General features: G+C 62.2%; 24 protein-coding genes. 6 read left to right on the top strand and 18 right to left on the bottom strand.

The window, feature by feature from the left end; translation table 11 throughout:
- Nucleotides 1–31: 31 nt before the first annotated feature.
- The 5 genes from KBB36_RS08965 to uvrA are packed head-to-tail and all read right to left on the bottom strand — an operon-like array spanning nt 32 to nt 6,166.
- Nucleotides 32–901 (bottom strand): SDR family oxidoreductase, encoded by an 870-nt coding sequence (locus KBB36_RS08965; RefSeq protein WP_290978993.1) that lies wholly within the window; start codon nt 899–901, stop codon nt 32–34.
- A complete protein-coding gene (trmFO, locus tag KBB36_RS08960; protein WP_290978990.1) occupies nt 898–2,247 on the bottom strand; it encodes a methylenetetrahydrofolate--tRNA-(uracil(54)-C(5))-methyltransferase (FADH(2)-oxidizing) TrmFO in 1,350 nt (449 codons plus the stop codon). The genes KBB36_RS08965 and trmFO overlap by 4 nt, the downstream gene beginning before the upstream one ends.
- Complete coding sequence (locus KBB36_RS08955; protein ID WP_290978987.1) at nt 2,240–2,806, bottom strand: regulatory protein RecX; 567 nt, start codon at nt 2,804–2,806, stop codon at nt 2,240–2,242. The genes trmFO and KBB36_RS08955 overlap by 8 nt, the downstream gene beginning before the upstream one ends.
- A gap of 5 nt (nt 2,807–2,811) precedes the next feature.
- Nucleotides 2,812–3,213 carry a heme-binding protein gene (locus tag KBB36_RS08950; RefSeq protein ID WP_290978985.1) on the bottom strand — a complete coding sequence of 134 codons (402 nt, stop codon included), beginning with the start codon at nt 3,211–3,213 and terminating at the stop codon, nt 2,812–2,814.
- A gap of 22 nt (nt 3,214–3,235) precedes the next feature.
- Nucleotides 3,236–6,166 carry an excinuclease ABC subunit UvrA gene (uvrA, locus tag KBB36_RS08945; RefSeq protein WP_290978982.1) on the bottom strand — a complete coding sequence of 977 codons (2,931 nt, stop codon included), beginning with the start codon at nt 6,164–6,166 and terminating at the stop codon, nt 3,236–3,238.
- A gap of 119 nt (nt 6,167–6,285) precedes the next feature.
- On the opposite strand from uvrA, the gene ssb reads away from it, so the two are divergent.
- Entirely contained in the window at nt 6,286–6,822 is a 537-nt protein-coding gene (ssb, locus tag KBB36_RS08940) for a single-stranded DNA-binding protein (RefSeq protein ID WP_290978980.1), read from the top strand.
- A 6-nt stretch (nt 6,823–6,828) separates the two neighbouring features.
- On the opposite strand, the gene KBB36_RS08935 is transcribed toward ssb, so the two are convergent.
- From KBB36_RS08935 to KBB36_RS08910, 6 genes are all read right to left on the bottom strand, one after another.
- Entirely contained in the window at nt 6,829–7,215 is a 387-nt protein-coding gene (locus tag KBB36_RS08935) for a hypothetical protein (RefSeq protein WP_290978977.1), read from the bottom strand.
- The gene (locus tag KBB36_RS08930; protein ID WP_290978974.1) at nt 7,212–7,520 is read right to left on the bottom strand and encodes a hypothetical protein; all 309 of its coding nucleotides are present in this window, start codon (nt 7,518–7,520) and stop codon (nt 7,212–7,214) included. Before KBB36_RS08930 ends, KBB36_RS08935 begins: the two co-directional genes overlap by 4 nt.
- A gap of 14 nt (nt 7,521–7,534) precedes the next feature.
- Nucleotides 7,535–7,831 (bottom strand): CsbD family protein, encoded by a 297-nt coding sequence (locus tag KBB36_RS08925; RefSeq protein ID WP_290978971.1) that lies wholly within the window; start codon nt 7,829–7,831, stop codon nt 7,535–7,537.
- A 61-nt stretch (nt 7,832–7,892) separates the two neighbouring features.
- A complete protein-coding gene (locus KBB36_RS08920; RefSeq protein ID WP_290979039.1) occupies nt 7,893–8,111 on the bottom strand; it encodes a CsbD family protein in 219 nt (72 codons plus the stop codon).
- A gap of 260 nt (nt 8,112–8,371) precedes the next feature.
- On the bottom strand, nt 8,372–9,181 hold the full coding sequence (gene mazG, locus KBB36_RS08915) for a nucleoside triphosphate pyrophosphohydrolase (RefSeq protein ID WP_290978968.1): 810 nt from the start codon (nt 9,179–9,181) through the stop codon (nt 8,372–8,374).
- Nucleotides 9,182–9,212: 31 nt separating this feature from the next.
- Complete coding sequence (locus tag KBB36_RS08910) at nt 9,213–10,247, bottom strand: hypothetical protein (protein ID WP_290978965.1); 1,035 nt, start codon at nt 10,245–10,247, stop codon at nt 9,213–9,215.
- Between the two features lie 276 nt (nt 10,248–10,523).
- On the opposite strand from KBB36_RS08910, the gene KBB36_RS08905 reads away from it, so the two are divergent.
- Complete coding sequence (locus tag KBB36_RS08905) at nt 10,524–10,853, top strand: hypothetical protein (RefSeq protein ID WP_290978963.1); 330 nt, start codon at nt 10,524–10,526, stop codon at nt 10,851–10,853.
- Between the two features lie 4 nt (nt 10,854–10,857).
- On the opposite strand, the gene KBB36_RS08900 is transcribed toward KBB36_RS08905, so the two are convergent.
- From KBB36_RS08900 to KBB36_RS08870, 7 genes are all read right to left on the bottom strand, one after another.
- Nucleotides 10,858–11,718 (bottom strand): LysR substrate-binding domain-containing protein, encoded by an 861-nt coding sequence (locus KBB36_RS08900; RefSeq protein WP_290978961.1) that lies wholly within the window; start codon nt 11,716–11,718, stop codon nt 10,858–10,860.
- A 217-nt stretch (nt 11,719–11,935) separates the two neighbouring features.
- A complete protein-coding gene (locus KBB36_RS08895; protein WP_290978958.1) occupies nt 11,936–13,192 on the bottom strand; it encodes a hypothetical protein in 1,257 nt (418 codons plus the stop codon).
- Nucleotides 13,193–13,239: 47 nt separating this feature from the next.
- Nucleotides 13,240–14,238, bottom strand: coding sequence for a mitochondrial fission ELM1 family protein (locus tag KBB36_RS08890; protein ID WP_290978955.1), 999 nt, complete (start codon nt 14,236–14,238; stop codon nt 13,240–13,242).
- Nucleotides 14,232–14,987 (bottom strand): MBL fold metallo-hydrolase, encoded by a 756-nt coding sequence (locus KBB36_RS08885; RefSeq protein ID WP_290978952.1) that lies wholly within the window; start codon nt 14,985–14,987, stop codon nt 14,232–14,234. Before KBB36_RS08885 ends, KBB36_RS08890 begins: the two co-directional genes overlap by 7 nt.
- Entirely contained in the window at nt 14,984–15,787 is an 804-nt protein-coding gene (locus tag KBB36_RS08880; RefSeq protein ID WP_290978949.1) for a TatD family hydrolase, read from the bottom strand. Before KBB36_RS08880 ends, KBB36_RS08885 begins: the two co-directional genes overlap by 4 nt.
- 4 nt (nt 15,788–15,791) lie before the next feature.
- A complete protein-coding gene (gene metG / locus KBB36_RS08875) occupies nt 15,792–17,339 on the bottom strand; it encodes a methionine--tRNA ligase (protein WP_290979036.1) in 1,548 nt (515 codons plus the stop codon).
- 45 nt (nt 17,340–17,384) lie between these two features.
- Nucleotides 17,385–17,930 carry a hypothetical protein gene (locus KBB36_RS08870; protein ID WP_290978946.1) on the bottom strand — a complete coding sequence of 182 codons (546 nt, stop codon included), beginning with the start codon at nt 17,928–17,930 and terminating at the stop codon, nt 17,385–17,387.
- Nucleotides 17,931–18,029: 99 nt separating this feature from the next.
- Between KBB36_RS08870 and KBB36_RS08865 the strand changes: the two genes are divergently transcribed.
- The 4 genes from KBB36_RS08865 to dprA are packed head-to-tail and all read left to right on the top strand — an operon-like array spanning nt 18,030 to nt 22,093.
- On the top strand, nt 18,030–19,028 hold the full coding sequence (locus KBB36_RS08865) for an aspartate carbamoyltransferase catalytic subunit (RefSeq protein ID WP_290978943.1): 999 nt from the start codon (nt 18,030–18,032) through the stop codon (nt 19,026–19,028).
- Between the two features lie 14 nt (nt 19,029–19,042).
- Nucleotides 19,043–20,353, top strand: coding sequence for a dihydroorotase (pyrC, locus tag KBB36_RS08860; protein ID WP_290978941.1), 1,311 nt, complete (start codon nt 19,043–19,045; stop codon nt 20,351–20,353).
- Entirely contained in the window at nt 20,350–20,976 is a 627-nt protein-coding gene (plsY, locus tag KBB36_RS08855; RefSeq protein ID WP_290978938.1) for a glycerol-3-phosphate 1-O-acyltransferase PlsY, read from the top strand. The genes pyrC and plsY overlap by 4 nt, the downstream gene beginning before the upstream one ends.
- Nucleotides 20,957–22,093, top strand: coding sequence for a DNA-processing protein DprA (gene dprA / locus KBB36_RS08850; RefSeq protein ID WP_290978935.1), 1,137 nt, complete (start codon nt 20,957–20,959; stop codon nt 22,091–22,093). The genes plsY and dprA overlap by 20 nt, the downstream gene beginning before the upstream one ends.
- Nucleotides 22,094–22,170 lie beyond the last annotated feature (77 nt).

Below are 22,170 nucleotides of genomic sequence, written 5' to 3'. Positions count from 1 at the left end.
TTGCCGCCAGCGCAAGAGACAACCCAAAAAATCACGCCTGCGGGAAGCTGCGCCGCAATCCCTCGGCCAGCGGCATTGGCGCCACGCCCAGTTTCTGCCGCATGGCTTCTATGGGGAAAGCCTTGTCCTCGCAGAGCCGCAGGATTTCATCGTGCTGCACACTGGGCAGGAAAGACAGCCGGCGGGTGAGGGCAGCCAATGCCAGCATCAGGCCGAGCGGCACCGGCAGCACCAGGGGCCGGCGACCAATAGCGGCGCCGATGCACCGCACAAAATCGTGGTAGCGCACCGCCTGCGGCCCGGCCACCACGATGCTTTCGCCACCAATTTCCGGCCGCAGCAAGGCGGCCTCGATGCAGGCGCAGACATCCGCCACATGCACCGGCTGCACCAGGCTGCGGCCGCCGGCCGGCAGCGGGATTACGCCAAAGCGGCGGATAAAGGCGGCAATGCGCCGGGTGTTGAGATCGTCCTCGGCGCCATAGATCATGGTGGGCAACAGCAGCAGGCCGGGCTTGCCGCTATGCAGGAAGGCATCGGCGCCGGCTCTGAGCCGAGCGGCCAGCGCATCGGGAAACCGCGTGAACATGCGCGTGGAGCCGATCATCACCACACGGCCGCCATGGCCAAGCGGCAGGGCCGACAATACCTGCGGCGCGTGCTGCACCTCAAGGCAACTCACCACCGCGCCGGCATCGGCCAAAGCAGCTTGCAGGCTGGGCATGTCTTCCAGCCGGAAAGGCCGCGCCTCGGCCTGCCATGCCGCATCCAGCTTGTGCGGGCTGCGCGCCGCCGCGATCACCTGCCAGCCATTGGCCTGTAGATGCCGCAGCAATGGCCGGCCGAGCCGGCTGCTGGCGCCAAGCAGGGTGACGCGGCGCTCTGTCACCGCATCGGTCAAGCCGCTTGCCGCTCGCCCAGCCAGGCCGACAGATCAGCCCGCGCCCGCTGGCTCAACGCCTTCTTGCGGCCATCGCGTTTCACATCCTCGGCCGGCGGCGGGAACAGGCCAAAATTCACATTCATCGGCTGGAAGGTCTTGGCATCAGCGCCGCCGGTGATATGGCTGTGCAATGCGCCCAGCGCCGTGGTGTTGGGCGGCGGCGCCAGCAGGCCGCCCAGCCGCTCGGCTGCGGCCATGCGGCCAGCCAGCAGGCCGATGGCGGTGCTTTCGACATAGCCTTCCACACCGGTGACCTGGCCGGCAAAGCGCAAGCGCGGCTGCGCCTTGAGGCGCAATTGCGTGTCCAGCAGCTTGGGTGAATTCAGGAATGTGTTGCGGTGGATGCCGCCCAACCGGGCGAATTGCGCATTCTCCAGGCCCGGGATCATGCGGAACAGCCGGGTCTGTTCGGCATGTTTCATCTTGGTCTGGAAACCCACCATGTTGTAGAGCGTGCCGAGTGCATTATCCTGGCGCAACTGCACCACAGCATTGGGCCTTTTGCCGGTGCGCGGGTCGGTTAGGCCAACCGGCTTCATCGGGCCGAAACGCAGGGTCATCGGGCCGCGTTCCGCCATCACCTCAATCGGCAAACAGCCTTCGAAATAGGGCGTATTTTTTTCCCAATCCTTGAATTCGGTCTTCTCGGCGGCCAGCAGCGCCACGATGAAGGCGTCGTATTCCTCGCGGGTCATCGGGCAGTTGATGTAATCGGCGCCATCGCCTTCGGGACCAACCTTGTCGTAGCGCGACTGGAACCACGCCTTCGACATGTCGATGCTGTCCTTGTGGACAATCGGCGCAATGGCATCGAAGAAGGCCAGGCTGCTTTCGCCGGTCAATGCCAGCACGGCTTCGGCCAGGGCAGGCGAGGTGAGCGGGCCGGTGGCCACGATCACACTATCCCAATCCTCGGGCGGCAGGCCGGCAATCTCGCCGCGCGCAATCTGGATCAGCGGTTCGGCCTCGATGCTGCGTTGCACCTGGGCCGAGAAGGCGTCCCGATCCACCGCCAGCGCGCCGCCGGCCGGCACCTTGTTGGCATCGGCCGCCGCCATGATCACTGAATTGCAGCGCCGCAATTCCTCGTGCAGCAGGCCGACAGCGTTATTGTCGGCATCGTCGGACCGGAAGGAATTTGAACAGACCAGTTCGGCCAGGCCATCGGTCTGATGCGCATCGGTCTTGCGTTCGGGGCGCATCTCATGCAGCACCACAGGCAGGCCGGCACGGGCCAGTTGCCAGGCCGCTTCCGAACCGGCCAGGCCACCACCCACAACATGAACAGGCTTGATCTCAGTCATCGCTCAAACTCTCCACATCCGCGATACTCGCGGCATTGATTATACGTCGCACCACATCGCTTGCGAACCCGCGCCGCGCCAGCGCCGCCATATCCTTCTGCCGCATCTCGCGGCGGGTCTCAGCGTCAGTGCGGAAAGGCCCCAGCCTGCGGCGGCGGGCATAGGCGATGGCTGCCGGCAGGTCGGAAACCGGTTCGGCGGATTCCTCACGTAGATTGTCCAAAGCCGCTTCCGCCGCCTCGCTCCTGATACCCTTGGCCGCCAGGGTCTGCTTGATACGGCCGAGCGACTTGCCCTCGGCATACAGCCGCCGGGTGCGGCCCTCGGCATAGGCGGCATCATCCAGCAGCTTGAGCCGGGTCAGCTTTTCGATCAGGGCATCGATCCAGGCGGCAGCCTCCGGCGGGGCGCCGTCTTCACTGCCGAAGCTGCGCTTCTGCACCTTGCGCATCAGCACCCGGCGCAGATTGGCCGACGATGAGGCATAACGCTCCAAGTAATACAGCGCTGCACGCTCCAGATAGGCCGGATCGACCTTTTTCGGGCGCGGCGCCGCCATCCGGCTCACCCGAGTGCAGCAATCCCGGCGCGGGCGATCTGCGCATCCTGCGCCGAGGTGACGCCGGAAACGCCGACCGCGCCGATGCAGATGCCATCGGCCAGGATCGGCTCGCCGCCTTCCAGCAGCACCAGATCCGGCACCGAGAGGAAGGCATGGCGGCCATTGGCGATGATATCTTCAAACGCCTTGGACGGACGGCGGCCAAAAGCCGAGGTCCTGGCCTTGCCCTGGCTGATGGCGATGGTGGTGAGCGGCGCGCCATCCAGGCGCTGGAAATGCAGCAGATGGCCGCCATCGTCGCAGATGGCGATGCTGACCTTCCAGCCATTACTTTCGGCCTCGGCCTGGGCAGCGGCGGCAATCGCCTGCACATCCTGAAGGGTCAGCATTTTACGCGGCAGCATGGCTTTCTCCTGTTCAATCAATTCAGCGCGCGGCGGCGCGTTTTTTCGGGCTGGCCTTGGCCGCCTGCAAATCCGACAGGCTGCGTTTTTCGGCCGGCTTGAGATATTCCTTGAGATAACGGCCGGTATAGCTTTCCGCCACTTTGGCCACATCCTCCGGCGTGCCGGCAGCCACGATCATGCCGCCGCCATCGCCGCCCTCGGGGCCAAGATCAATCACCCAATCGGCGGTTTTCACCACTTCCAGATTATGCTCGATCACAATCACCGTGTTGCCGGTATCCACCAGGGCATGGATCACTTCCAGCAGCTTGCGCACATCTTCAAAATGCAGGCCGGTGGTCGGCTCGTCCAGGATATAGAGCGTGCGACCGGTGGCGCGCTTGGACAATTCCTTGGATAGTTTGACGCGCTGCGCCTCGCCGCCCGATAGCGTGGTGGCCGACTGGCCGATCTTGATATAACCCAGGCCAACCTGTTGCAGCGTTTGCAGTTTCTCGCGGATCGTCGGCACCGCCTTGAAGAATTCAACGCCGTCATCCACCGTCATGTCGAGCACATCGGCGATGGATTTGTCGCGGTAATGGATGTCCAAAGTTTCGCGGTTATAGCGTTTGCCCTTGCAGACATCGCATTGCACATACACATCGGGCAGGAAGTGCATCTCGATCTTGATCAGGCCGTCGCCCTGGCAGGCCTCGCAGCGGCCGCCCTTGACGTTGAACGAGAAGCGGCCCGGCGCATAGCCCCGGGTCTTGGCTTCCGGCAGGCCGGCAAACCAGTCACGGATCGGGCCGAAAGCGCCGGTATAGGTGGCCGGGTTGGAACGCGGCGTGCGGCCAATCGGCGACTGGTCGATGTCGATGATCTTGTCGAGCCATTCCAGGCCCTCGATACGGTCATGTGCACCCGGAATGTCGCGGCTGCCATTCAGCTTGCGCGACACCGCCTTGAACAATGTTTCGATGGTCAGCGTTGACTTGCCGCCGCCCGAAACGCCGGTAACGCAGGTCAGCAGGCCAAGCGGGAATTCGGCCGTCACATTCTTGAGATTGTTGGCCTTGGCGCCCACCACGCGCACGGTCTTGTTCAGCACCCGCTGGCGCCGCTTGGCCGGCACCGCCACGAAGCGCTTGCCGGAAAGATACTGCCCGGTGATCGATTTGGGCGCTTTCATGATATCGGCGGGGGTGCCTTCGGCGATGATCTCGCCGCCATGCACACCGGCCGCCGGCCCCATATCGATCACGTAATCGGCAGTGCGGATTGCTTCCTCGTCATGCTCCACCACCAGCACGGTATTGCCGATATCGCGCAGATAGGTGAGGGTTTCGAGCAGCTTGGCATTGTCGCGCTGATGCAGGCCGATGCTCGGCTCGTCGAGCACATAAAGCACGCCGGTCAGGCCGGAACCGATCTGCGAGGCCAGGCGGATACGCTGGCTTTCACCACCCGAGAGCGTGCCGGAGCCACGCGCCAGGGTGAGATAATCCAGGCCGACATTGACCAGAAAGCCGAGCCTTTCGTTAATCTCCTTGAGAATGCGGGCGGCGATATCCTGATGCTTCGGGCTGAGCGCGGCGGTGAGATCAAGGAACCATTGCCGTGCTTCCAGGATCGACCGCTCGCAGACCTGGCCGATATGATTGCCGCCGACCTTGACCGCCAGGGCTTCCGGCTTCAGGCGGTGGCCGCCACAGCTTTCGCAGGCCGTTGCCGACTGGAACCGCTCCAGCTCCTCGCGCACCCAGTCGCTTTCGGTTTCGCGCCAGCGCCGTTCCAGATTGGGCACCACGCCTTCGAACGGCTTTTTGATGGTGTAGCTGCGCATGCCGTCGTCATAGGCAATCGGCACAATTTCCTCGCCCGAGCCTTGCAGCAGCACCTGCTTCACCTTGGCCGGCAATTCGCGCCATTTGGCGGTGAGCGAGAATTTGTAATGCTTGGCCAGGCCGTCGAGCGTCTGCTGGTAATAGGGCGAGGTGGATTTGGCCCAGGGCGCGATGGCGCCTTCGCGCAGGGTCAGATTCTCGTCCGGCACCACCATGGCGGCGTCGAAATACATCTTGTTGCCCAGGCCGTCGCAAACCGGGCAGGCGCCGAACGGGTTGTTGAACGAGAACAGGCGCGGCTCGATCTCGTCGATGGTGAAGCCGGAGACCGGGCAGGCGAATTTGGCCGAGAAGATGGTGCGTTCACCTTCCTCGCTATCGGGCTTGGCGGGGTTCGGCTTGGCATCGGCATTTTCGGTAATGGCGATGCCATCGGCCAGGCCCAGGGCGGTCTCAAAACTATCGGCCAGCCGGGTCTGCACGCCATCCCGCACCACGATGCGGTCTACCACCACCTCAATATCGTGCTTCAGCTTTTTGTTCAGCGCCGGCACTTCGGTGATTTCGTAAAGCTTGCCGTCAACCTTGACTCGCTGGAAACCACGCTTCTGCAAGTCTTGCAATTCTTTGCGGTATTCACCCTTGCGACCACGGATCATCGGCGCCAGCAGATAAAGCCGGGTACCTTCCGGCATCGCCATCACCCGATCAACCATCTGGCTCACAGTCTGGCTCTCGATCGGCAGCCCGGTGGCGGGCGAATAGGGGACGCCGATTCGGGCGAACAGCAGGCGCAGGTAATCGTAGATTTCGGTGACGGTGCCGACAGTGGAGCGCGGGTTCTTCGAGGTGGTCTTCTGCTCGATGGAAATCGCCGGGCTGAGGCCGTCGATATGATCCACATCGGGCTTCTGCATCAGCTCCAGAAACTGGCGCGCATAGGCCGACAGCGATTCCACGTAACGCCTTTGACCCTCTGCATAAATTGTGTCGAAGGCAAGCGAGGACTTGCCCGAGCCGGAAAGGCCGGTAAGCACCACCAGCTTGTCGCGCGGGATATCCACGTCCACATTCTTGAGGTTATGCTCGCGGGCGCCTCGGACGGAAATGGTCTTCTGCATGGGGTGCTCGATCTGGGGAGAAAAGATGATTTTTTGCTACAGGTCTTCCATTATACGCTGATTAGATGATACAAGACCAGTTCAAGAACATATCAGAAAACAAATAGTGGAGCGAGGCCATGGCTGGCAGCGTCAACAAGGTGATCCTGGTCGGCAATCTGGGCAAGGATCCGGAGGTCCGCTCGATGCAGAATGGCGATGAAGTCTGCCAGCTTTCCATTGCCACATCAGAGACTTGGCGCGACAAGAATTCCGGCGAGCGCAAGGAGCGCACCGAATGGCACCGCGTGGTGATCTTCAATGAGAATCTGGTCAAGGTGGCCAAGCAATATCTCAAGAAGGGCGCCAAGGTCTATCTCGAAGGCTCGTTGCAGACGCGCAAATGGACCGACCAGTCCGGCGCCGAGAAATACACCACTGAAGTGGTGCTGCAACGCTATCGCGGCGAACTGACCATGCTGGATGGCCGGGGCGAAGGCGGCGGCATGGGCGGCGGTGGCGGCGGTGGCAGCTATGGCGGCGGGGACGATTACGGCGATGGCGGCGGCATGGGTGGTGGTGGCGGTTACGGCGGTGGTCGCGCTGCTGGCGGTGGCGGCGGCCGGCCGGCAGCCCCGGCGCGGCGCGACGACCTGGATGACGAAATCCCGTTCTGAGGCGGTTTAGCGCTTCAAAAGAATAGAGGCCAGACCGCCGAGGGTTATGGCTGCCAACAGGGCTGTGCCGGGATGCTGACGGATCAGCGGCTCGGCCTGGGCCAGCATGGCGGCCATGTCATTGGCCGGGCTGGGGCGCAAGCGATAGGCCAGCCAGCCAGCCAGGCCCGATAAAGCCAGCAAGCTGAAAGCGGCAGCGGCGGCGGCCAGCGGCAAAGGCATCAGCCCGCCATAGGCCAGAAACAGCGCCCAACCAAGCAGCAGCAGGCCTGCGAGCAGGGCGCAGGCCCCCACCGTGCCGGCCACGGCAACGACGGCAAGACGCCGTCGCTGCCGCGCCGAACTGGCGGCCTTGAAGCCTTCAAGGGCAAGACCAAGCAGCGGCAAACTCATCGCCGCAGCAACAGGCCGGTGAGAACGGCACCCACGGCAAAGGCTGCCAGCAGGCTGGTGCCGGGCCGTTCGCGCACGGTCTCCTCAACTGTGGCCAGGGCCTCGCGGCCCTTGTCCTTGGCGTCGTCGAGCAGGCCGGTCAGCTTTTCCTGCAACTGGCTCAGCTCGGCCTCGGCAAGCTGGCCGCCATTCTGCTTGACCTGAGTGAGCAGGCTGCCAAGCTGGTCACCCAGCTCAGCCACCTGGCTATGCAGCGCCCGCAGATCGGTTTCGGCGCCGCGATTGGTAGCGGTGGTACGTGCCATGATCCGGTACCTCCTTACAGCTGGTTCGGCGTGCCGGGCGCCTTCTTGGCGACCTGCTCGGCACGATGCTGCATTTCCAGCCAGTCACTGACCTGGCGCTCGGCCTGATCCTTGATGATGCCGTAATGCTCCTGGATCTTGCCGGCAAGCTGCTCGCGGCGGCCATCGATCATGGCCAGATCGTCATCGGTCAGCTTGCCCCAGCGTTCCTTGGCCGAGCCGGAGAACTGCTTCCAGTTGCCGGCAATACGTTCCCAGGACGGCAGGATGGCGGTGATCTTTGCGTCAATACGCGCGGATGTGTTGCTCATGATATTACTCCGAAAATGAGTGTGAAATTAACGGTGGGATGGCGCGTGGATCACTGGCCGATCAGGATTTCGGCTTCAGCATCTCGCTCTTTTCCCAATCCTTCACCTGGCTCTCGGCTTCGCCCTTGGCGATGCCATAGCGTTCCTGCACCTTGCCGATCAGTTCCTGGCGCTTGCCGTTGATGACCGTCAGGTCGTCATCGGTCAGCTTGCCCCAACGCTGTTTGACCTTGCCGGCAAACTGGTTCCAGTTGCCTTCAACCTGTTCCCAATTGGGCAGGATATCAGCCGCATTGGCCGGGCGGATGCTGGCCGGCGCGGCAGCCAGCAGGGCGAGGGCCGAGGCAGCCAGCACGGCATAATGAGTGATCTTGTGCATCGGTAGGGTCTCCTTTGCTTATCAATACCGGCCGGGCGGGTGCCGCGAACCGGTGCCAATCAAGCTGACCCTGCGATGTGTTCATTCCTGGCCGCTGAAGCGGTTTTGCTGCGGCCATTCTGCGGCCATAATAAGGCGGGTTGTTTTATAACTGATTAGAATCACTTGGTTTTTTCAGCAAGTTTGGCCAGATTCCAAGCAACATCCATGGTGGCGAGGTCGCAATCCGCCAGAACTTTGCCTGATTTCTGCAAAATAGATTCCATCTTGCTGAATCTATTCTCAAACTTACGATTTGCCCGGCGCAAAACATCTTCCGGATCAAGTTTAAGATGACGACCCAAGTTTGCAACAACAAAAAGAAAATCGCCGTATTCCTCAGCTATTTTATCTGTTCCATCAGATGCAATTTCCTGCTCAAGCTCTTCTAATTCCTCTTTAATTTTATCAATTACAGGCGCCTTGTCGGGCCAGTCAAAGCCAACCCTTGCGGCCCGGTTCTGCAATTTCACCGCCCGGGTCATGCCTGGCAGGCCCGGGCTGACACCAGCCAGAACAGGCGAAATGCCATCCGGCTCGGCCGGCTTGGCGGCACGCTCGGCCGCCTTGATCGCCTCCCAATTGGTGCTGACTGTCTCGGGCCGGTCGGCCGAGACATCGCCGAAGACATGCGGATGGCGCCGGATCATCTTGTCGGCAATGCTGCGCGCCACGTCGTTGAAATCAAAATGGCCGGCTTCCTCGGCCATGCGGGCATGAAACACCACCTGCAACAGCAGGTCGCCAAGCTCGTCCTTCAGCGCCGCCATGTCGTTGCGGGCGATGGCATCCTCCACCTCATAGGCTTCCTCGATGGTGTAGGGCGCAATGGTGGCAAAGGTCTGCTCCAGGTCCCAGGGGCAGCCGCCATCGGGATTACGCAGCCGCGCCATGATCGAAAGCAACTCTTGCAGAGCGGTGGTGCTGGGCATGGGCAGGACTTCCGGCGTGGATTAGTCGGGGTCAGGTCAGGATGGTCCAGGGCAGCCGGGCCGGCACATCCACGCCCTTGGCATAGAGGTGCAGGAACAGGCGAGGCCCGGTCAGATTAAGCGTATCCACAATATGGCGGAAAGAACTGTCAATGGTGTGGATTTCCGCTGCACGCTCCAGCACCAGGCCATAATCGAAGATATTCGGGGTCAGGCCAAGCTGCGAACGGATGATCGGCACGCCCTTGGGCAGGCGGCTCAAATCGATACCGAAGCGGCGCCTGGGATCCTCGTGGACAAAAATAAACGGGCCGGGCTGGGTAATTACACGGCGATAAAAAGCTTCCTCGCGCGCCGGGTCGCGTCGGATGCTCCCATCCCAGCGGCGGGCGTAATCAAACCCCAACTGGTTGTAGAAGCTTTCAGCAAAAGTAACTTTTGAGATATTCAGATTTTCGTGTCCGATCCGAATACGTCGTGTTTCGGGCCAGAAATCCAGAAACGCCTCGGCCTCACGGTCATCGCGGACCACCAAAAAGCGCACTGCCGGATCGTCGCGATACATGAAACGCACTGAATCGAGATAGGAGCGGCGCACCATCAGCCCAACAGAACCATGTTCAGCCGCGACATGCCGCACCAGAGCCTGGCAGATGATATGATCGCCAAGCCCCAGATGATGGTAGACAAATATCGATGGAAACAGCGCCTCGGGCGGCTGCCGGACACCCGCTGCGGCCAATTCGCACCAGGCCGAAACACGCTCCGGGTCTTGCCGCACAGCGCGGTCGAGCAGGCGCCGGGCATGGTTCGGACAGCCCAAGCGCCGGCAGGCAGCGCCCAGGAATTCTAGCCAGGCGGCGTCATCATCCTGTTCCAAAACATGCAGGGCGGCGGTCAAACTGCGCTGGCGTAAGGCGGCGCGCAAAGCTGCACTCAACAGCTTGCGCCGCGCGGCCAGCAGGCAGCCAAGGCGGGAAAAGCTGTCGCGGGTCAGGTGGTATTTATGCTGAAGGCTGCGGTAAAAACGAACGATCCGCCGCAGATTACGCAGCACAATGGTCACTGTGGATCTCCGGCCCAATACAAATTGCGCTGTGACGTATACAGACAACCGATAGCATATCGACGGCCATCGGAAAATCGGGAAGGTAGCCGGCAGCCGGCTTTTGCAATACATATCTAAATATCGGATAATGTATATTATGGAAAATATGGAATATGGGTTTTCCGGCAAAAAGAGCCAAAGATCGCCCTGCTTCAGTATGATGGCCGTGAAACCTGCTTTGCGCTACATAGAATGCCAGCGCAATCCTTGGCCCATCTGCTGGAAGTTAGCCGCATGCCCCGACTGCTTGTCACTGCATTGATCGCCGCCGCCTGCGGCCTGGGCGGCGCTTATGGTGGCACGTTCTGGGCCAAGCAGGAAATCATGGCAACCTTACAGGCCGAACAGCAAGCCCGCTTTCAGCAGCAGGACACCTATCTGCTAAGCCAGAGCGCCCGGCTGGCGGAATATGACGCCCAGATCAGCGAAGTGGCGCGCCGCACCATGACACTGATCAATGGCCTGACCTCGCTGGCGGTGGATAGCGAAATTGTGGCAGCCGAGATTGCCGACCTGCGCAACCGTGTGGACCGTATGGAAGTGATGCGCGGCCGCATGCGCTAGTGCATCAGCTAATGGCTTGGCTTAGCAAATCGCGCAGCACCTGCCCCGGCACCGCCAAATCACGCCCCGTGCTGTAAAATCCAATTTCCAGATCACCCAGCTTGGGCAGCGCCAAGCTGCGCTTCGCCGGCCCCAGGTCATGGCCAAGGGAAGCCAGGCTGCGGGCGGTTACCCCAAGGCCGGCGGCCACGGCGGCGCGCAGGCCAGACAGGCTGGGTGTGGTGTAAACCACATCCCACGCGATGCCGGCTTTGCCCAGGGCTGCGAAGATCAGGCTGCGGAAGCTGCACGGCGCCTCAAACAGCACCAGCGGCAGCGGCTTGCCCGGCGGCAATTCAAAATCCTGCCGCGCAATCCACACCGCTGGAATCCGACGCAAGGCTTCATAATGCAGGCCGGCCATTGCCTCGCGCCGCACCGCCAGCACCAGATCAAGCCGGCCGGCACGCAGATCGGCCAGCAGCGCATCGGTGCGTTCAATACGGATTTCCAGCCGCAGATCGGGATATTGCCGGCTGAATTGCGCCAGCACAACCGGCAGGCGCTGCTCGGCAAAATCCTGGCGCAGGCCAAGCCGCACCACGCCGCTCAGGCGCGGCTGCCGCATTGCCGCCAGGGCTTGGTCATTCAGCGCAATCAGGCGCCGGGCATGATCCAGCAGCTTGTGGCCGGCATCGCTGAGCCGCATGCGCCGGCCCTCGCGCAGGAACAGCCCCGCCTCCACACTCTGCTCCAGCCGCCGCATTTGAAGGCTGATCGCCGGCAGGCTGCGGTTCACCTGCCGCGCAGCCTGGGCAAAGCTGCCGCCATCGGCAATGGCAATGAAGCTGCGCAACAGGTCGAGATCAAGATTGGTCTGGCTCATTGTTTAGATATATAAAACTATATTGTTTGATAAATCAAATTTTATTAAACTACTGAATGGCCTAAGCAGAAGCCGCCGCAAGGAGGCGGTGCTTATGCAATGGCGTTTTGTTGTACTTCGTCTTGTCGATTGGCTGCGGCATCGCCGCCTGCCCGCCCCGCGCTTTCTTGATTTGCCGCCGCGCTTCTGGTTCGGGCCTTAGAGTGCGGACCCTAGCTCAATCCCGTGCCTGCAATTTGCGGATCGCAGCCGAGGCCATTGGATTGGCCGGATCAAGCCTTGAGATATTGCCGATCAGTGCCTGGCGCAGTGATTCCGGGTCGGTCAGCGATAGCGGGGTCCAGAAACGCTGGCTTTTCCTGAAAAAACCGATTTCGTCCAGGAACGACACGCCGAAATAATACGCCTCCGCAACGCTGTTATAGGGTTCGTCAACAAACCGCCCGCCATCATCGATGGAAACGCCGAGCGAACGCGCCAACATGATCGCCAACTCGGCCTCCGAGCGGCGGCGCTGCTCCTCGGTCATTTCCGGCCAGGCGCGACGCAGCAGCCGCACCACGTCATAGGCATGGTGATTGTTCTGCGTCCCCTGGTCGCGCCAACCATAGGGGTAGCGCTGGGTGCGGATGGCAAACAGCGTGTCGGCCAGTTGCCGCATGCGCGGCGGCGAATCCTGGCGGTAGCTGATAACATGGAACGTGATCGACAGGTCATTGGTGCGGCGGATTTCGTCACCCACCTTGTACCAGGCGCCCCAGAAGCCGGTATCCGGGTCTTGCCATTCATTATCAATAAAATCGCGCAAAGCCGCCGCCAGCGCATCGCGCGGCAGGTCATGCGGCAACACGGTTTCCATACGCGGCAGGAACAGCAATTGCGCCAGCGCCGTGATGGTGAGATTGAGCTCCTTGCGGTGATCATTGCCATCGGCGGCCAGATCGGAAACCAGCATGCTTTTGAGCAAGGCCCGCATCTTCTCAGGCGTGTTGACCGGTTCGAGCAGACGGAATGGATGACGTGGCGCGGTGCCGCTCACCAGCATTTCCTTCAGCGGGTCCACGCTGGCATGCAGCCGCAAATACCAAGCCGTGAAACAGCGGCCCCAGCCGCCATCGCCGGGCTGCTGCTCAAAGGCATACGACTGGTCATAATGCTTCAGGCTGGCGCGCAGATCGGCCAGGCGGCGTTCCACCCCGGCGCGGTTGCCGGTGGAATTCATCAGCCAGCGTGCTTCCTCCAGGATTTGCGAGGAGCACGGCATTTCATGGCCGTGATGATTGGCCGCCACGATCTCGTCGCGCAGCTCGATCATCTGATTGCGGTACAGCCCGTTCATCTCGCGCTTGCGCGGCAGATCGGGAATGTAGTTCCGCACATAGCGGTAATGCAGCAGCAGGCTGTCCTGCGCTGCCGCCGGCAGCACGGTGCAGCAAAACATAAGCAGTGTGCAGATAAATAGCCGGCGCAGCATGGCGGCCATTCTAGCCGGCTGCACCAGCAAGATCAAAGCCACCGGTGTCAGGTCAGGCTGCCACTGCTGGGCTGCCAGCCAAAATGCTGGCGCACCTGATCGGCGATATGATCCATGTCGTCGAGGCGGCTGTTTTCCCATTGCGCCAGATGGCCATCAAACCACTGGATCAAGCCGCGCCGGCGCAGATTTTCAAAGAAGGCGTCAAACCGCTTGGACTTGCCGGGCAGCCGGGCAACATAGACCGGTTTGCCGGTGGAGCAGGCTTCCGAGATCATCGACACGGAATCGCAGGTCGCCAGGATCGCATCGGCCAGGCCGAGAAAGCCGAAATACGGGTTCGGCCCGCTGCCATCCCACAGATAGGCGCCGGGCAGGCTGGCCAGGCCGCCGCGCAGGATATTGGTTTCGGCCTCGCCGGTGCGGCGCGAGATGGTGGCCATCACGCCCCAATTGCCTGCAATGGCGGCCTGGCGCAATTGCGCCACAAAGCCGGTCATCCAATCCTGATCCAGCGTGTAGTAGCGGTTGTTGCCGCCAACCAGCACAGCCAGGCGCGGCTTGGGCAGATGCGCCAGTTGCGGCGCCAACGCCGCGGCTGAACTGGACAATTTGAGCCGGGTAACCCGATGCAACGCGCCTTTTGAAACCAGCACATTGGCGCCGCGCAAACGATCATGTTCCGGCACGATCAGCAGATCCCAATGGCGCGGCTCGGCTTTCGGATCCTGCACATGAATACATACCGTGCGGCCGCGGCTGGCGCGTTTCACCGCCAGGGCCAGCAGGGCGGATTTGCGCCCGCAGGTGATCAGCAGATCGGGCCAGGGCTCGGCGATCGATGCGGCGGTGTCCCGGCTCAGCGCCTTCAAGCTGGCAAAAGCCGGATGCATCGGCGCCCAGGTATAAGGTTTGCGGAACGCCACTTCGATGCTGCGCGGCGCCTCGAAACCGCCGCCGGCAAACAGCGCTTCACCCAGGCCGAGGGCCTGATTCTGCATGCCGACCGCGCCGCGTTCGGAAACCGACCAGATGGTTTTCAGCATTCAATCACCATGCCGTCATAGGCTGGCTCAACACCGGCGGGCAATTCGCGGCATAGCGTGGCGTAATCCAGATCGATATGCATGTTGGTCAGGATGGCGCGTTCCGGCTTCACCCGCTCGATCCAGCGCAGCGTCTGCTCCAGATGGCTATGGGTGGGATGCGGCTTGTAGCGCAGCGCATCAACAACCCACACCTTCACGCCGGCCAGGGCGGCAAAGGCAGCTTCGTCCAGGCCCACCACATCATTGGAATAGGCCAGCGCATCGTTGAAGCGGAAGCCAAGCGAATGCATGCCGCCATGATCCTGACGGAACGGCTTCACCTGCACCGGCCCGATCTGGAAATCGCCGTCGATGCGGCAGGGTTCCAGGATTGCCGGATAGCCGCCCATGGTCTCAAAGCAATAGCCGAATTTTTTGAACAGGCGGTTCAGCGTGAAATCATCGCCCCAGGCCGGCACCCGCTTCTGCGCCGTGTAGGCCAGGATGCGGATATCGTCGATGCCGTGGGTCTGGTCGGCATGGTCATGTGTCCAAACCACCGCGGATACCCAATGCAGGCCATTGGCAATGAACTGGCTGCGCAGATCCGGGCTGGTATCCACCAGGATGCGGGTATCATCGAGTTCCACCAGGATCGAGCCGCGCGAGCGCCGGTTGCGCGGCTCGTTGGGATCGCAGGCGCCCCAGGCGCCATCAATGCGCGGCACCCCCACCGAGCCGCCGCAGCCGAGAATGACCGCCTTCATGCCGCCAATTGCGCCCCGACCGCCGCAGCCGGCACCTTGTCAAACAGGCGCAGGAAATTCGCAGTCGTCAGCCGCTGCAATTCGGCCACGCCGATGCCGCGCAACTGCGCCAGATAGGCGGCGGTATGCGCCACATAGGACGGTTCGTTGCGTTTGCCGCGCAGCGGGATCGGCGCCAGATAGGGCGCGTCGGTTTCCACCAGCAGGCTATCCAGCGGCAGCGCGGCGGCACTGGCCTGCACCGCCTTGGCATTCTTGAAGGTGAGGATCCCGGAGAAGGACACCATCATGCCATGCGCAACGGCGCGCTCGGCCAGGGCATGGCCGGATGAAAAACAATGCAGCAGGCCCTTGAAGGCGCCCTTCTGCATTTCCTGGTCGATGATCTCGGCCGTGTCGTCATCAGCATCGCGGGTATGGATCACCACCGGCAGGCCGGTTTCACGCGCCGCCTGGATATGCGCCAGGAAACAGCTTTGCTGCGCCGCCCGGCTGCCATGTTCGTAATAATAATCCAGGCCGGTTTCGCCGATGCCGACCACTTTCGGATGCTGCGCCAGTTCGATCAGCCTGGCCGCCGCCACATCCACATGGTCGTCGGCCTCATGCGGATGGATGCCCACGGTGCAATACACATCGGGAAAGCGCTCGGCCACCGCCAGCACCTGCGGGAATTTGTCCAGCCGGGTTGAGATGGTCAGCATCAGGCCCACATTGGCCGCGCGGGCGCGCGCCACCACCTGATCAAGTTCCGCGCCAAAATCCGGAAAGTCAAGATGGCAATGACTGTCGATCAGCATGGCCTCAGGCCTTCTCCTCGACATAACGCGGGAACACACCCTGCGGGCTGGGCAACGGCATGCCGGCGCGCAGGCGGCCCATTTCGCCAAGCTGCGCAAAGCCGCGTGCTGCTTCCGAAACACCGAGCTGATCCAGCAGCCGCGCCGCCGCATCGGGCATCGCCGGCTGCGCCAGGATCGCCAGATGACGGATGGTTTCAAGCAGGGTCCACAACACCGTGTTCATGCGTGCCGGATCGGTCTTGCGCAAGGTCCACGGCGCCGCCACGTCGATATACTTATTGGCCGCATCCACCAGATCGAACCAGGCTTGCAGGGCGACATGCAAAGCCTGCTCATCAAAAGCGGCGCGCATCTGCGGCAGCAGGCTATCGGCCCGCGCCAGCAAGGCTTCGTCAAGCGGGTCCAGCGGCCCCGGCTGTGGCACGCTGGCGCCGGCATTCTTGGCCACAAAGCTCAGCGTGCGCTGCGCCAGATTGCCCATGCCATTGGCCAGTTCGTTATTGATCCGGTTGATCATCGCATCACGGCGGAAATCGCCGTCATTGCCAAACGGCACTTCGCGCATCAGGAAATAGCGCGTCTGATCCAGGCCGAATGTGTCGATCAGATGCAGCGGATCGATCACATTCCCCAGCGACTTGGAAATCTTCTGGCCTTCGTTGGTCCACCAGCCATGGGCAAAGACGCGGTGATGCACGTCCAGCCCGGCCGCCATCAGAAAGGCCGGCCAGTAGACGGCATGGAAACGCAGGATGTCCTTGCCCACCATATGCAGGTCGGCCGGCCAGAAGCGGCGATAGGTCTCCGAATTGGTATCCGGGAAGCCGGCGGCGGTGATGTAGTTGGTCAGCGCATCCAGCCACACATACATGATATGCGCCGGATCGTTCGGCACCGGCACGCCCCATTTGAAGGTGGTGCGCGAAACCGACAGATCCTTCAGCCCGCCCTTGACGAAGCTGACCACTTCATTCCGCCGGCTGCTCGGCAGGATGAAGCCGGGATGCGCGTCATAGAATTGCAGCAGCCGATCTTCCCAGGCCGACAGGCGGAAGAAATAGGAGGGTTCCTTGACCCATTCCACCGGCGCACCCGATGCCTTGGCGATTTTGCCATTCGGGCCGTCTTCGAGCTCGTCTTCCTGGTAAAAGGCTTCGTCGCGCACCGCATACCAGCCTTCGTAATGGCCGAGATAGATGTCGCCGGCTTCCAGCAGCTTGGTCCACAAAGCCTGCACCGATTTGATATGACGCGGCTCGGTGGTGCGAATGAAGTCGTCATTCGAGATATTCAGCCGCCGGGCCAGATCGCGGAAATTGGTGCTCACCTGGTCGCAGAAGGTTTTGGGGTCGATGCCGGCAGCCATTGCCGCCTTCTCCACCTTCTGGCCATGCTCGTCAGTGCCGGTCAGGAACAGCACGTCAAACCCGTCCAGGCGCTTGAAGCGCGCCAGCAGGTCGCAGGCCAGGGTCGTGTAGGCATGCCCGATATGGGGCTTGTCATTCACGTAATAGATCGGGGTGGTGATGTAATAGCTCTTGCGCGTCATGCCCACAAAATAGGGCATCGCCAGCGGCTTAGAAACCGCCAGGGGCTAATTTTCGAAGCGGAAATCCGGCAGATCGACGCAACGGTCGAGCAGCTTGCGCAGCTTTGCCTCCACTTCCTGCTGCAAGTCTGGCAGGTAATCCGGCACCAGATTGGCCGGGATGTCGGGCAACACCTGCTCACGAAAAAAGGCCAGCGAGTCGAGCTGGTTAAGAAACACCGCCTGGGCAAAAAAATTGACCATGCCGCGCCGGTCCATATGGGTCAGGTAGGCGCCCATCGCCTTCAGCATGGCGGCATAGCAGCGCATTTTCACGCCGTTTACCTCGGATAGCACCATCTCGCGCGTTGCGGCATCCAGACTTTCCAGCCGGCCCTCCAGCACCTCGCAGAAGGACAGGAATTCCTGCACATGGCGGAAATTATCGGTGTATTCGGCGAATGACAGCAGAAGCGCTCGTTCGTAGGTTTCCATCGAGGTTTCGGCGGCCTGTCGGCCACGCAATTCCAGCACCTGCAGCAGGCGCAGCGCCTCACCCACCGGATCGGCCGGTTTGCGCGGATCAAAATACTGATTCTGTGCCTTAGCCATCTCTTCGCACGAGTATACGACCTGAAGTTTCTCAGTCTAGGGCGGCGAGGTTACGCATGCGTTGCCGCCGCCGGGGTGGATGTGTATGATCCCGGCCCGATGTCTGCAAGCACTCTTTCCAACGCTGCCGCCGGGTCTGCCGAGACGACCCCTCCCCCCCTCTTTCCGCATCGCCATCTCCTTGGAATAGAAGGACTTTCTTCCCAGGACATTGGCGCGATCCTGGATCGCTCGGATCGTTATGTGGCGCAGAATCGGGCCATCGACAAGAAACAGGGGCTGCTGCGCGGCCGCACCATTATCAACCTGTTCTTCGAGAATTCCACCCGCACCCGCACCTCATTTGAACTGGCCGGCAAGCGGCTCGGCGCCGATGTGATCAACATGTCGGTGGCCACGTCGTCGATAAAAAAGGGTGAAACCCTGATCGATACGGCAATCACCCTGAATGCCATGCACCCAGACCTGCTGGTGGTGCGCCACCCCGATTCGGGCGCCGTGGCTTTGCTGGCGCAGAAAGTCGGCTGTTCGGTGATCAATGGCGGCGACGGCACCCATGAGCATCCCACCCAGGCGCTGCTGGATGCCCTCACCATCCGCCGCCGCAAGGGCCGGCTGCAAGGGCTGCGGGTGGCGATCTGCGGCGACATCCTGCACAGCCGCGTGGCGCGCTCGAATATCTACCTGCTCAACACCATGGGCGCCCATGTGCGCCTTATTGCACCGCCCACCTTGCTGCCGGCGCATGCCGAACGCTTCGGCGTGGAAGTGTTTCACGACATGCGCAAGGGCCTCATCGACGTGGATATCGTGATGATGCTGCGCCTGCAAATGGAGCGCATGCATGGCTCCTTCGTGCCGTCGACGCGGGAATATTTCCATGTCTACGGCCTGGATGCGGAAAAACTCAGTTTCGCCAAGCCGGATGCGCTGATCATGCATCCGGGGCCGATGAATCGCGGCATCGAGATCGATACCGAAGTGGCCGACGACATCCATCGCAGCGTGATCCACGAACAGGTGGAAATGGGCGTGGCGGTGCGCATGGCCTGCCTTGAAATGCTGGCGCAGCATCTGCCGAACTGGCACGGCGCGTGAGGGAAAGCAAGACCATGCCGCGCCGTCGCAAACTTTACACCAATGCGCGCCTGCTCGATCCGGCCACCGGGCTGGATGTGAAGGGCGCCCTGCTCACCGAGGGCGACCGCATTGTCGATCTCGGCCCACGCCTGATGAATATCGGCGACCTCGGCAACGAGGTTGAAACCATTGATTGCCAGGGCCATTGCCTCTGCCCCGGCCTGATCGACATGCATGTCTGGCTGCGCGAGCCGGGTGCCGAGCAGCAGGAAACCATTGCCACCGGCGCCCGCGCCGCAGCGGCCGGCGGCGTCACCACCCTGGTGGCAATGCCGAATACCGATCCGGTGATCGACGAGGTTGCGCTGGTGGAATTTGTCGCCCGCCGCGCTGCCGATAGCGCCGTGGTGCGGGTGCTGCCGGCAGCAGCCGCCACCAAGGGCACCAAGGGCAAGGAAATGACCGAATTCGGCCTGCTGGCCGAAGCCGGCGCCGTGGCCTTCACCGATGGCGAACATGCCATCAGCGATGCCCGGGTGATGCGCCGCGCGCTGTCCTATGCCACGGTTTTTGATCTGCTGCTGATCCAGCCCAGCGAAGAACCGAAGCTTGCCACCGATGGCGCCATGAATGAAGGCGAAGTGGCAGCCCGGCTCGGCCTGCCCGGCATTCCGGCTGCGGCCGAAGTGATCATGCTGGAACGCGATATCCGCTTGCTGGAACTGACCCGCAGCCGGCTGCATGCGGCGCATCTCTCCACCGCCGATGCGCTTGAGGTGGCCCGCCAGGCCAAGGCGCGCGGCCTGCGCCTCACCATCGGCGCCGCACCGCATAATTTTGCGCTGAATGAATTTGATGTTGGCGATTACCGCACCTTTGCCAAGGTGAAGCCGCCATTGCGCCATGAGGATGATCGCCGCGCCCTGGTGGAAGCCATCCGCGATGGCACGATTGACGTGATCTCCTCGGCCCATGCGCCGCAGGACCCGGAAAGCAAGCGCCTGCCCTTCGCCCAGGCCGCCTTTGGCGCTATCGGGCTGGAAACCCTGCTGCCGTTGTCACTGGGCCTGTATCATTCAGGCCAGGTGCCGCTGTTGCAGTTGCTGGGCTGCCTGACCCACAAGCCGGCAAAACTGCTGAAACAGGAGAGTGGCCGGCTGGCGCCGGGCGCCCCGGCCGATCTGCTGCTATTTGACCTGGAAGCGCCGTGGAAGATCGACGCCAAGAAGATGCGCTCCAAGGCCAAGAATTCGCCCTATGACGGGCGCCGCGTGCAGGGCCATGCCTTGCGCACCGTGGTGGCCGGCGAAACCGTATTCCAGCGCAAGCGGGACGGCCAATGAACACAACACATCTTCTTATCGCGCTGGCCGGCGGCTATCTGCTCGGCGCCATCCCGTTCGGCCTGCTGCTGACCAAGCTGGCCGGCCTGGGTGATATCCGCGCCATCGGCTCGGGCAATATCGGCGCCACCAATGTGCTGCGCACCGGCCGCAAGGACTTGGCGCTGGCCACCTTGTTGCTGGATGGCGGCAAAGGCACGGCGGCGGCTTTGCTGGGTCTGTATTTTGGTGGCCCGGAAATCATGCTGGCGGCTGCTTTTGGCGCCTTCATCGGCCATCTGTTTCCGGTCTGGCTCAAATTTAATGGCGGCAAGGGCGTGGCCACCTTCTTGGGCGTTACGCTGGGCCTGTATTGGCCGCTGGGCCTGCTGTGCTGCGCCACCTGGCTGCTGATGGCGGCGGTGTTGCGCTATTCGTCGTTATCGGCCCTGGTGGCCGCAGCGCTCAGCCCGCTTTATGCCTGGTTGATCGCACCAGATACGTTGCCGGCAACCGGCATGGCAGCATTATGCGCCATCATGGCACTGCTGGTTTTTATCCGGCATCACCAGAATATCCGCCGCCTGCTGAAAGGCGAGGAACCGAAGATCGGCAAGAAAAAAGATGCCGCCGGGCCGGCGTGAGCTGAGCGAGGCCGAAAGGCTGGACTGGCTGCGCCTCTGCCGCAGCGAGAATATCGGCCCGATAACCTTCTTCCAATTGCTTGAGCGTTTCGGCAATGCCGCCGCCGCCCTCGCTGCCCTGCCGGACCTGGCGCGACGCGGCGGCGCCAAACGCGCCTTGCGCATCGCCGGCAAGGCGGAAGCCGAGGCCGAGCGCGAGGCCGTGGCGCGCTTCGGCGCCCGCCTGGTGGCCTGGGGCGAAGCGGCCTATCCGGCGCGGTTGAGCAATATCGACGATGCGCCGCCAATCCTGACCCTGCATGGCCATGCCGATCTGGCGCCCAAGCCCGGCGTGGCGATTGTTGGCGCCCGCAATGCCTCGGCTATCGGCCAGCGGTTCACCCGCGACTTGGCGCATGAAATCGCACATCAGAATCTGGTGGTGATATCCGGCCTGGCACGCGGCATCGACCGCGCCGCGCATGAAGGCGCCTTACTGGCCGGCGCGCAAGCCGGTGGCAGCTATGCCTTCATCGGCGCCGGCATCGACGTGATCTTCCCGCCGGAGAATGCCGACCTGCACAAACGCATGGCGCTGGAAGCGGCAATCTATGCCGAGATGCCGTTTGGTGCCCCGGTCAAGGCGCCGAATTTTCCGCGCCGCAATAGGCTGATCGCCGGCGCCAGCCTGGGTGTGCTGGTGGTGGAAGCGGCGCTGAAATCCGGCTCGCTGATCACCGCACGTTTTGCCGCCGCACAGGGCCGCGAGGTGATGGCGGTGCCGGGTTCGCCGCTCGACCCGCGCTGCAATGGCAGCAACGATCTGATCCGCCAGGGCGCCGCGCTTGTAGAACGGCTGGACGATGTGCTGGATGTGATCCGGCCGCTGTTGCAAACAGAATTGCAGGCCCCCGCGCCGCCATCGGCTTTTGGCGGCAGCATGGCCATGCCGGATGATGCCGCGATGGCCCAGGCGCACCAGCGCATCGATGAACTGCTATCCCCCAGTCCGGTGGATATCGACGAGCTGATCCGCCTCACCGGCTACGCCCCCGCCATCGTGCAGATGGTGCTGCTGGAACGTGAACTGGCCGGCCGGCTGCAACGCCATCGCGGCAACAAGGTTTCCTTGATCTGAAAATTTGGTACACTGGCGTCCACGGGGGCAAAGCGGTCTCCCCGTCAGATGCCTTGCTGTCTATTGGCACTAGGCTT

Origin of the sequence: Ferrovibrio sp. (assembly GCF_017994015.1) — a bacterium.
Lineage (GTDB): Bacteria > Pseudomonadota > Alphaproteobacteria > Ferrovibrionales > Ferrovibrionaceae > Ferrovibrio.
Note: the sequence above shows the minus strand (reverse complement) of the source record. Positions and strands in the feature narration are given on the sequence as shown.

What these genes read in the sequence shown, in the direction of transcription:
- KBB36_RS08870 (WP_290978946.1), bottom strand. Translation starts at nt 17,930, where the DNA reads ATGGCTAAGGCACAGAATCAGTATTTTGATCCGCGCAAACCGGCCGAT.
- metG (WP_290979036.1), bottom strand. Translation starts at nt 17,339, where the DNA reads ATGACGCGCAAGAGCTATTACATCACCACCCCGATCTATTACGTGAAT.
- trmFO (WP_290978990.1), bottom strand. Translation starts at nt 2,247, where the DNA reads ATGACTGAGATCAAGCCTGTTCATGTTGTGGGTGGTGGCCTGGCCGGT.
- KBB36_RS08925 (WP_290978971.1), bottom strand. Translation starts at nt 7,831, where the DNA reads ATGAGCAACACATCCGCGCGTATTGACGCAAAGATCACCGCCATCCTG.
- KBB36_RS08890 (WP_290978955.1), bottom strand. Translation starts at nt 14,238, where the DNA reads ATGCTGAAAACCATCTGGTCGGTTTCCGAACGCGGCGCGGTCGGCATG.
- pyrC (WP_290978941.1), top strand. Translation starts at nt 19,043, where the DNA reads ATGCCGCGCCGTCGCAAACTTTACACCAATGCGCGCCTGCTCGATCCG.
- uvrA (WP_290978982.1), bottom strand. Translation starts at nt 6,166, where the DNA reads ATGCAGAAGACCATTTCCGTCCGAGGCGCCCGCGAGCATAACCTCAAG.
- KBB36_RS08905 (WP_290978963.1), top strand. Translation starts at nt 10,524, where the DNA reads ATGCCCCGACTGCTTGTCACTGCATTGATCGCCGCCGCCTGCGGCCTG.
- plsY (WP_290978938.1), top strand. Translation starts at nt 20,350, where the DNA reads ATGAACACAACACATCTTCTTATCGCGCTGGCCGGCGGCTATCTGCTC.
- KBB36_RS08930 (WP_290978974.1), bottom strand. Translation starts at nt 7,520, where the DNA reads ATGGCACGTACCACCGCTACCAATCGCGGCGCCGAAACCGATCTGCGG.
- KBB36_RS08865 (WP_290978943.1), top strand. Translation starts at nt 18,030, where the DNA reads ATGTCTGCAAGCACTCTTTCCAACGCTGCCGCCGGGTCTGCCGAGACG.
- KBB36_RS08900 (WP_290978961.1), bottom strand. Translation starts at nt 11,718, where the DNA reads ATGAGCCAGACCAATCTTGATCTCGACCTGTTGCGCAGCTTCATTGCC.
- KBB36_RS08880 (WP_290978949.1), bottom strand. Translation starts at nt 15,787, where the DNA reads ATGCTGATCGACAGTCATTGCCATCTTGACTTTCCGGATTTTGGCGCG.
- KBB36_RS08935 (WP_290978977.1), bottom strand. Translation starts at nt 7,215, where the DNA reads ATGAGTTTGCCGCTGCTTGGTCTTGCCCTTGAAGGCTTCAAGGCCGCC.
- KBB36_RS08885 (WP_290978952.1), bottom strand. Translation starts at nt 14,987, where the DNA reads ATGAAGGCGGTCATTCTCGGCTGCGGCGGCTCGGTGGGGGTGCCGCGC.
- KBB36_RS08950 (WP_290978985.1), bottom strand. Translation starts at nt 3,213, where the DNA reads ATGCTGCCGCGTAAAATGCTGACCCTTCAGGATGTGCAGGCGATTGCC.
- KBB36_RS08955 (WP_290978987.1), bottom strand. Translation starts at nt 2,806, where the DNA reads ATGGCGGCGCCGCGCCCGAAAAAGGTCGATCCGGCCTATCTGGAGCGT.
- mazG (WP_290978968.1), bottom strand. Translation starts at nt 9,181, where the DNA reads ATGCCCAGCACCACCGCTCTGCAAGAGTTGCTTTCGATCATGGCGCGG.
- KBB36_RS08895 (WP_290978958.1), bottom strand. Translation starts at nt 13,192, where the DNA reads ATGCTGCGCCGGCTATTTATCTGCACACTGCTTATGTTTTGCTGCACC.
- dprA (WP_290978935.1), top strand. Translation starts at nt 20,957, where the DNA reads ATGCCGCCGGGCCGGCGTGAGCTGAGCGAGGCCGAAAGGCTGGACTGG.
- ssb (WP_290978980.1), top strand. Translation starts at nt 6,286, where the DNA reads ATGGCTGGCAGCGTCAACAAGGTGATCCTGGTCGGCAATCTGGGCAAG.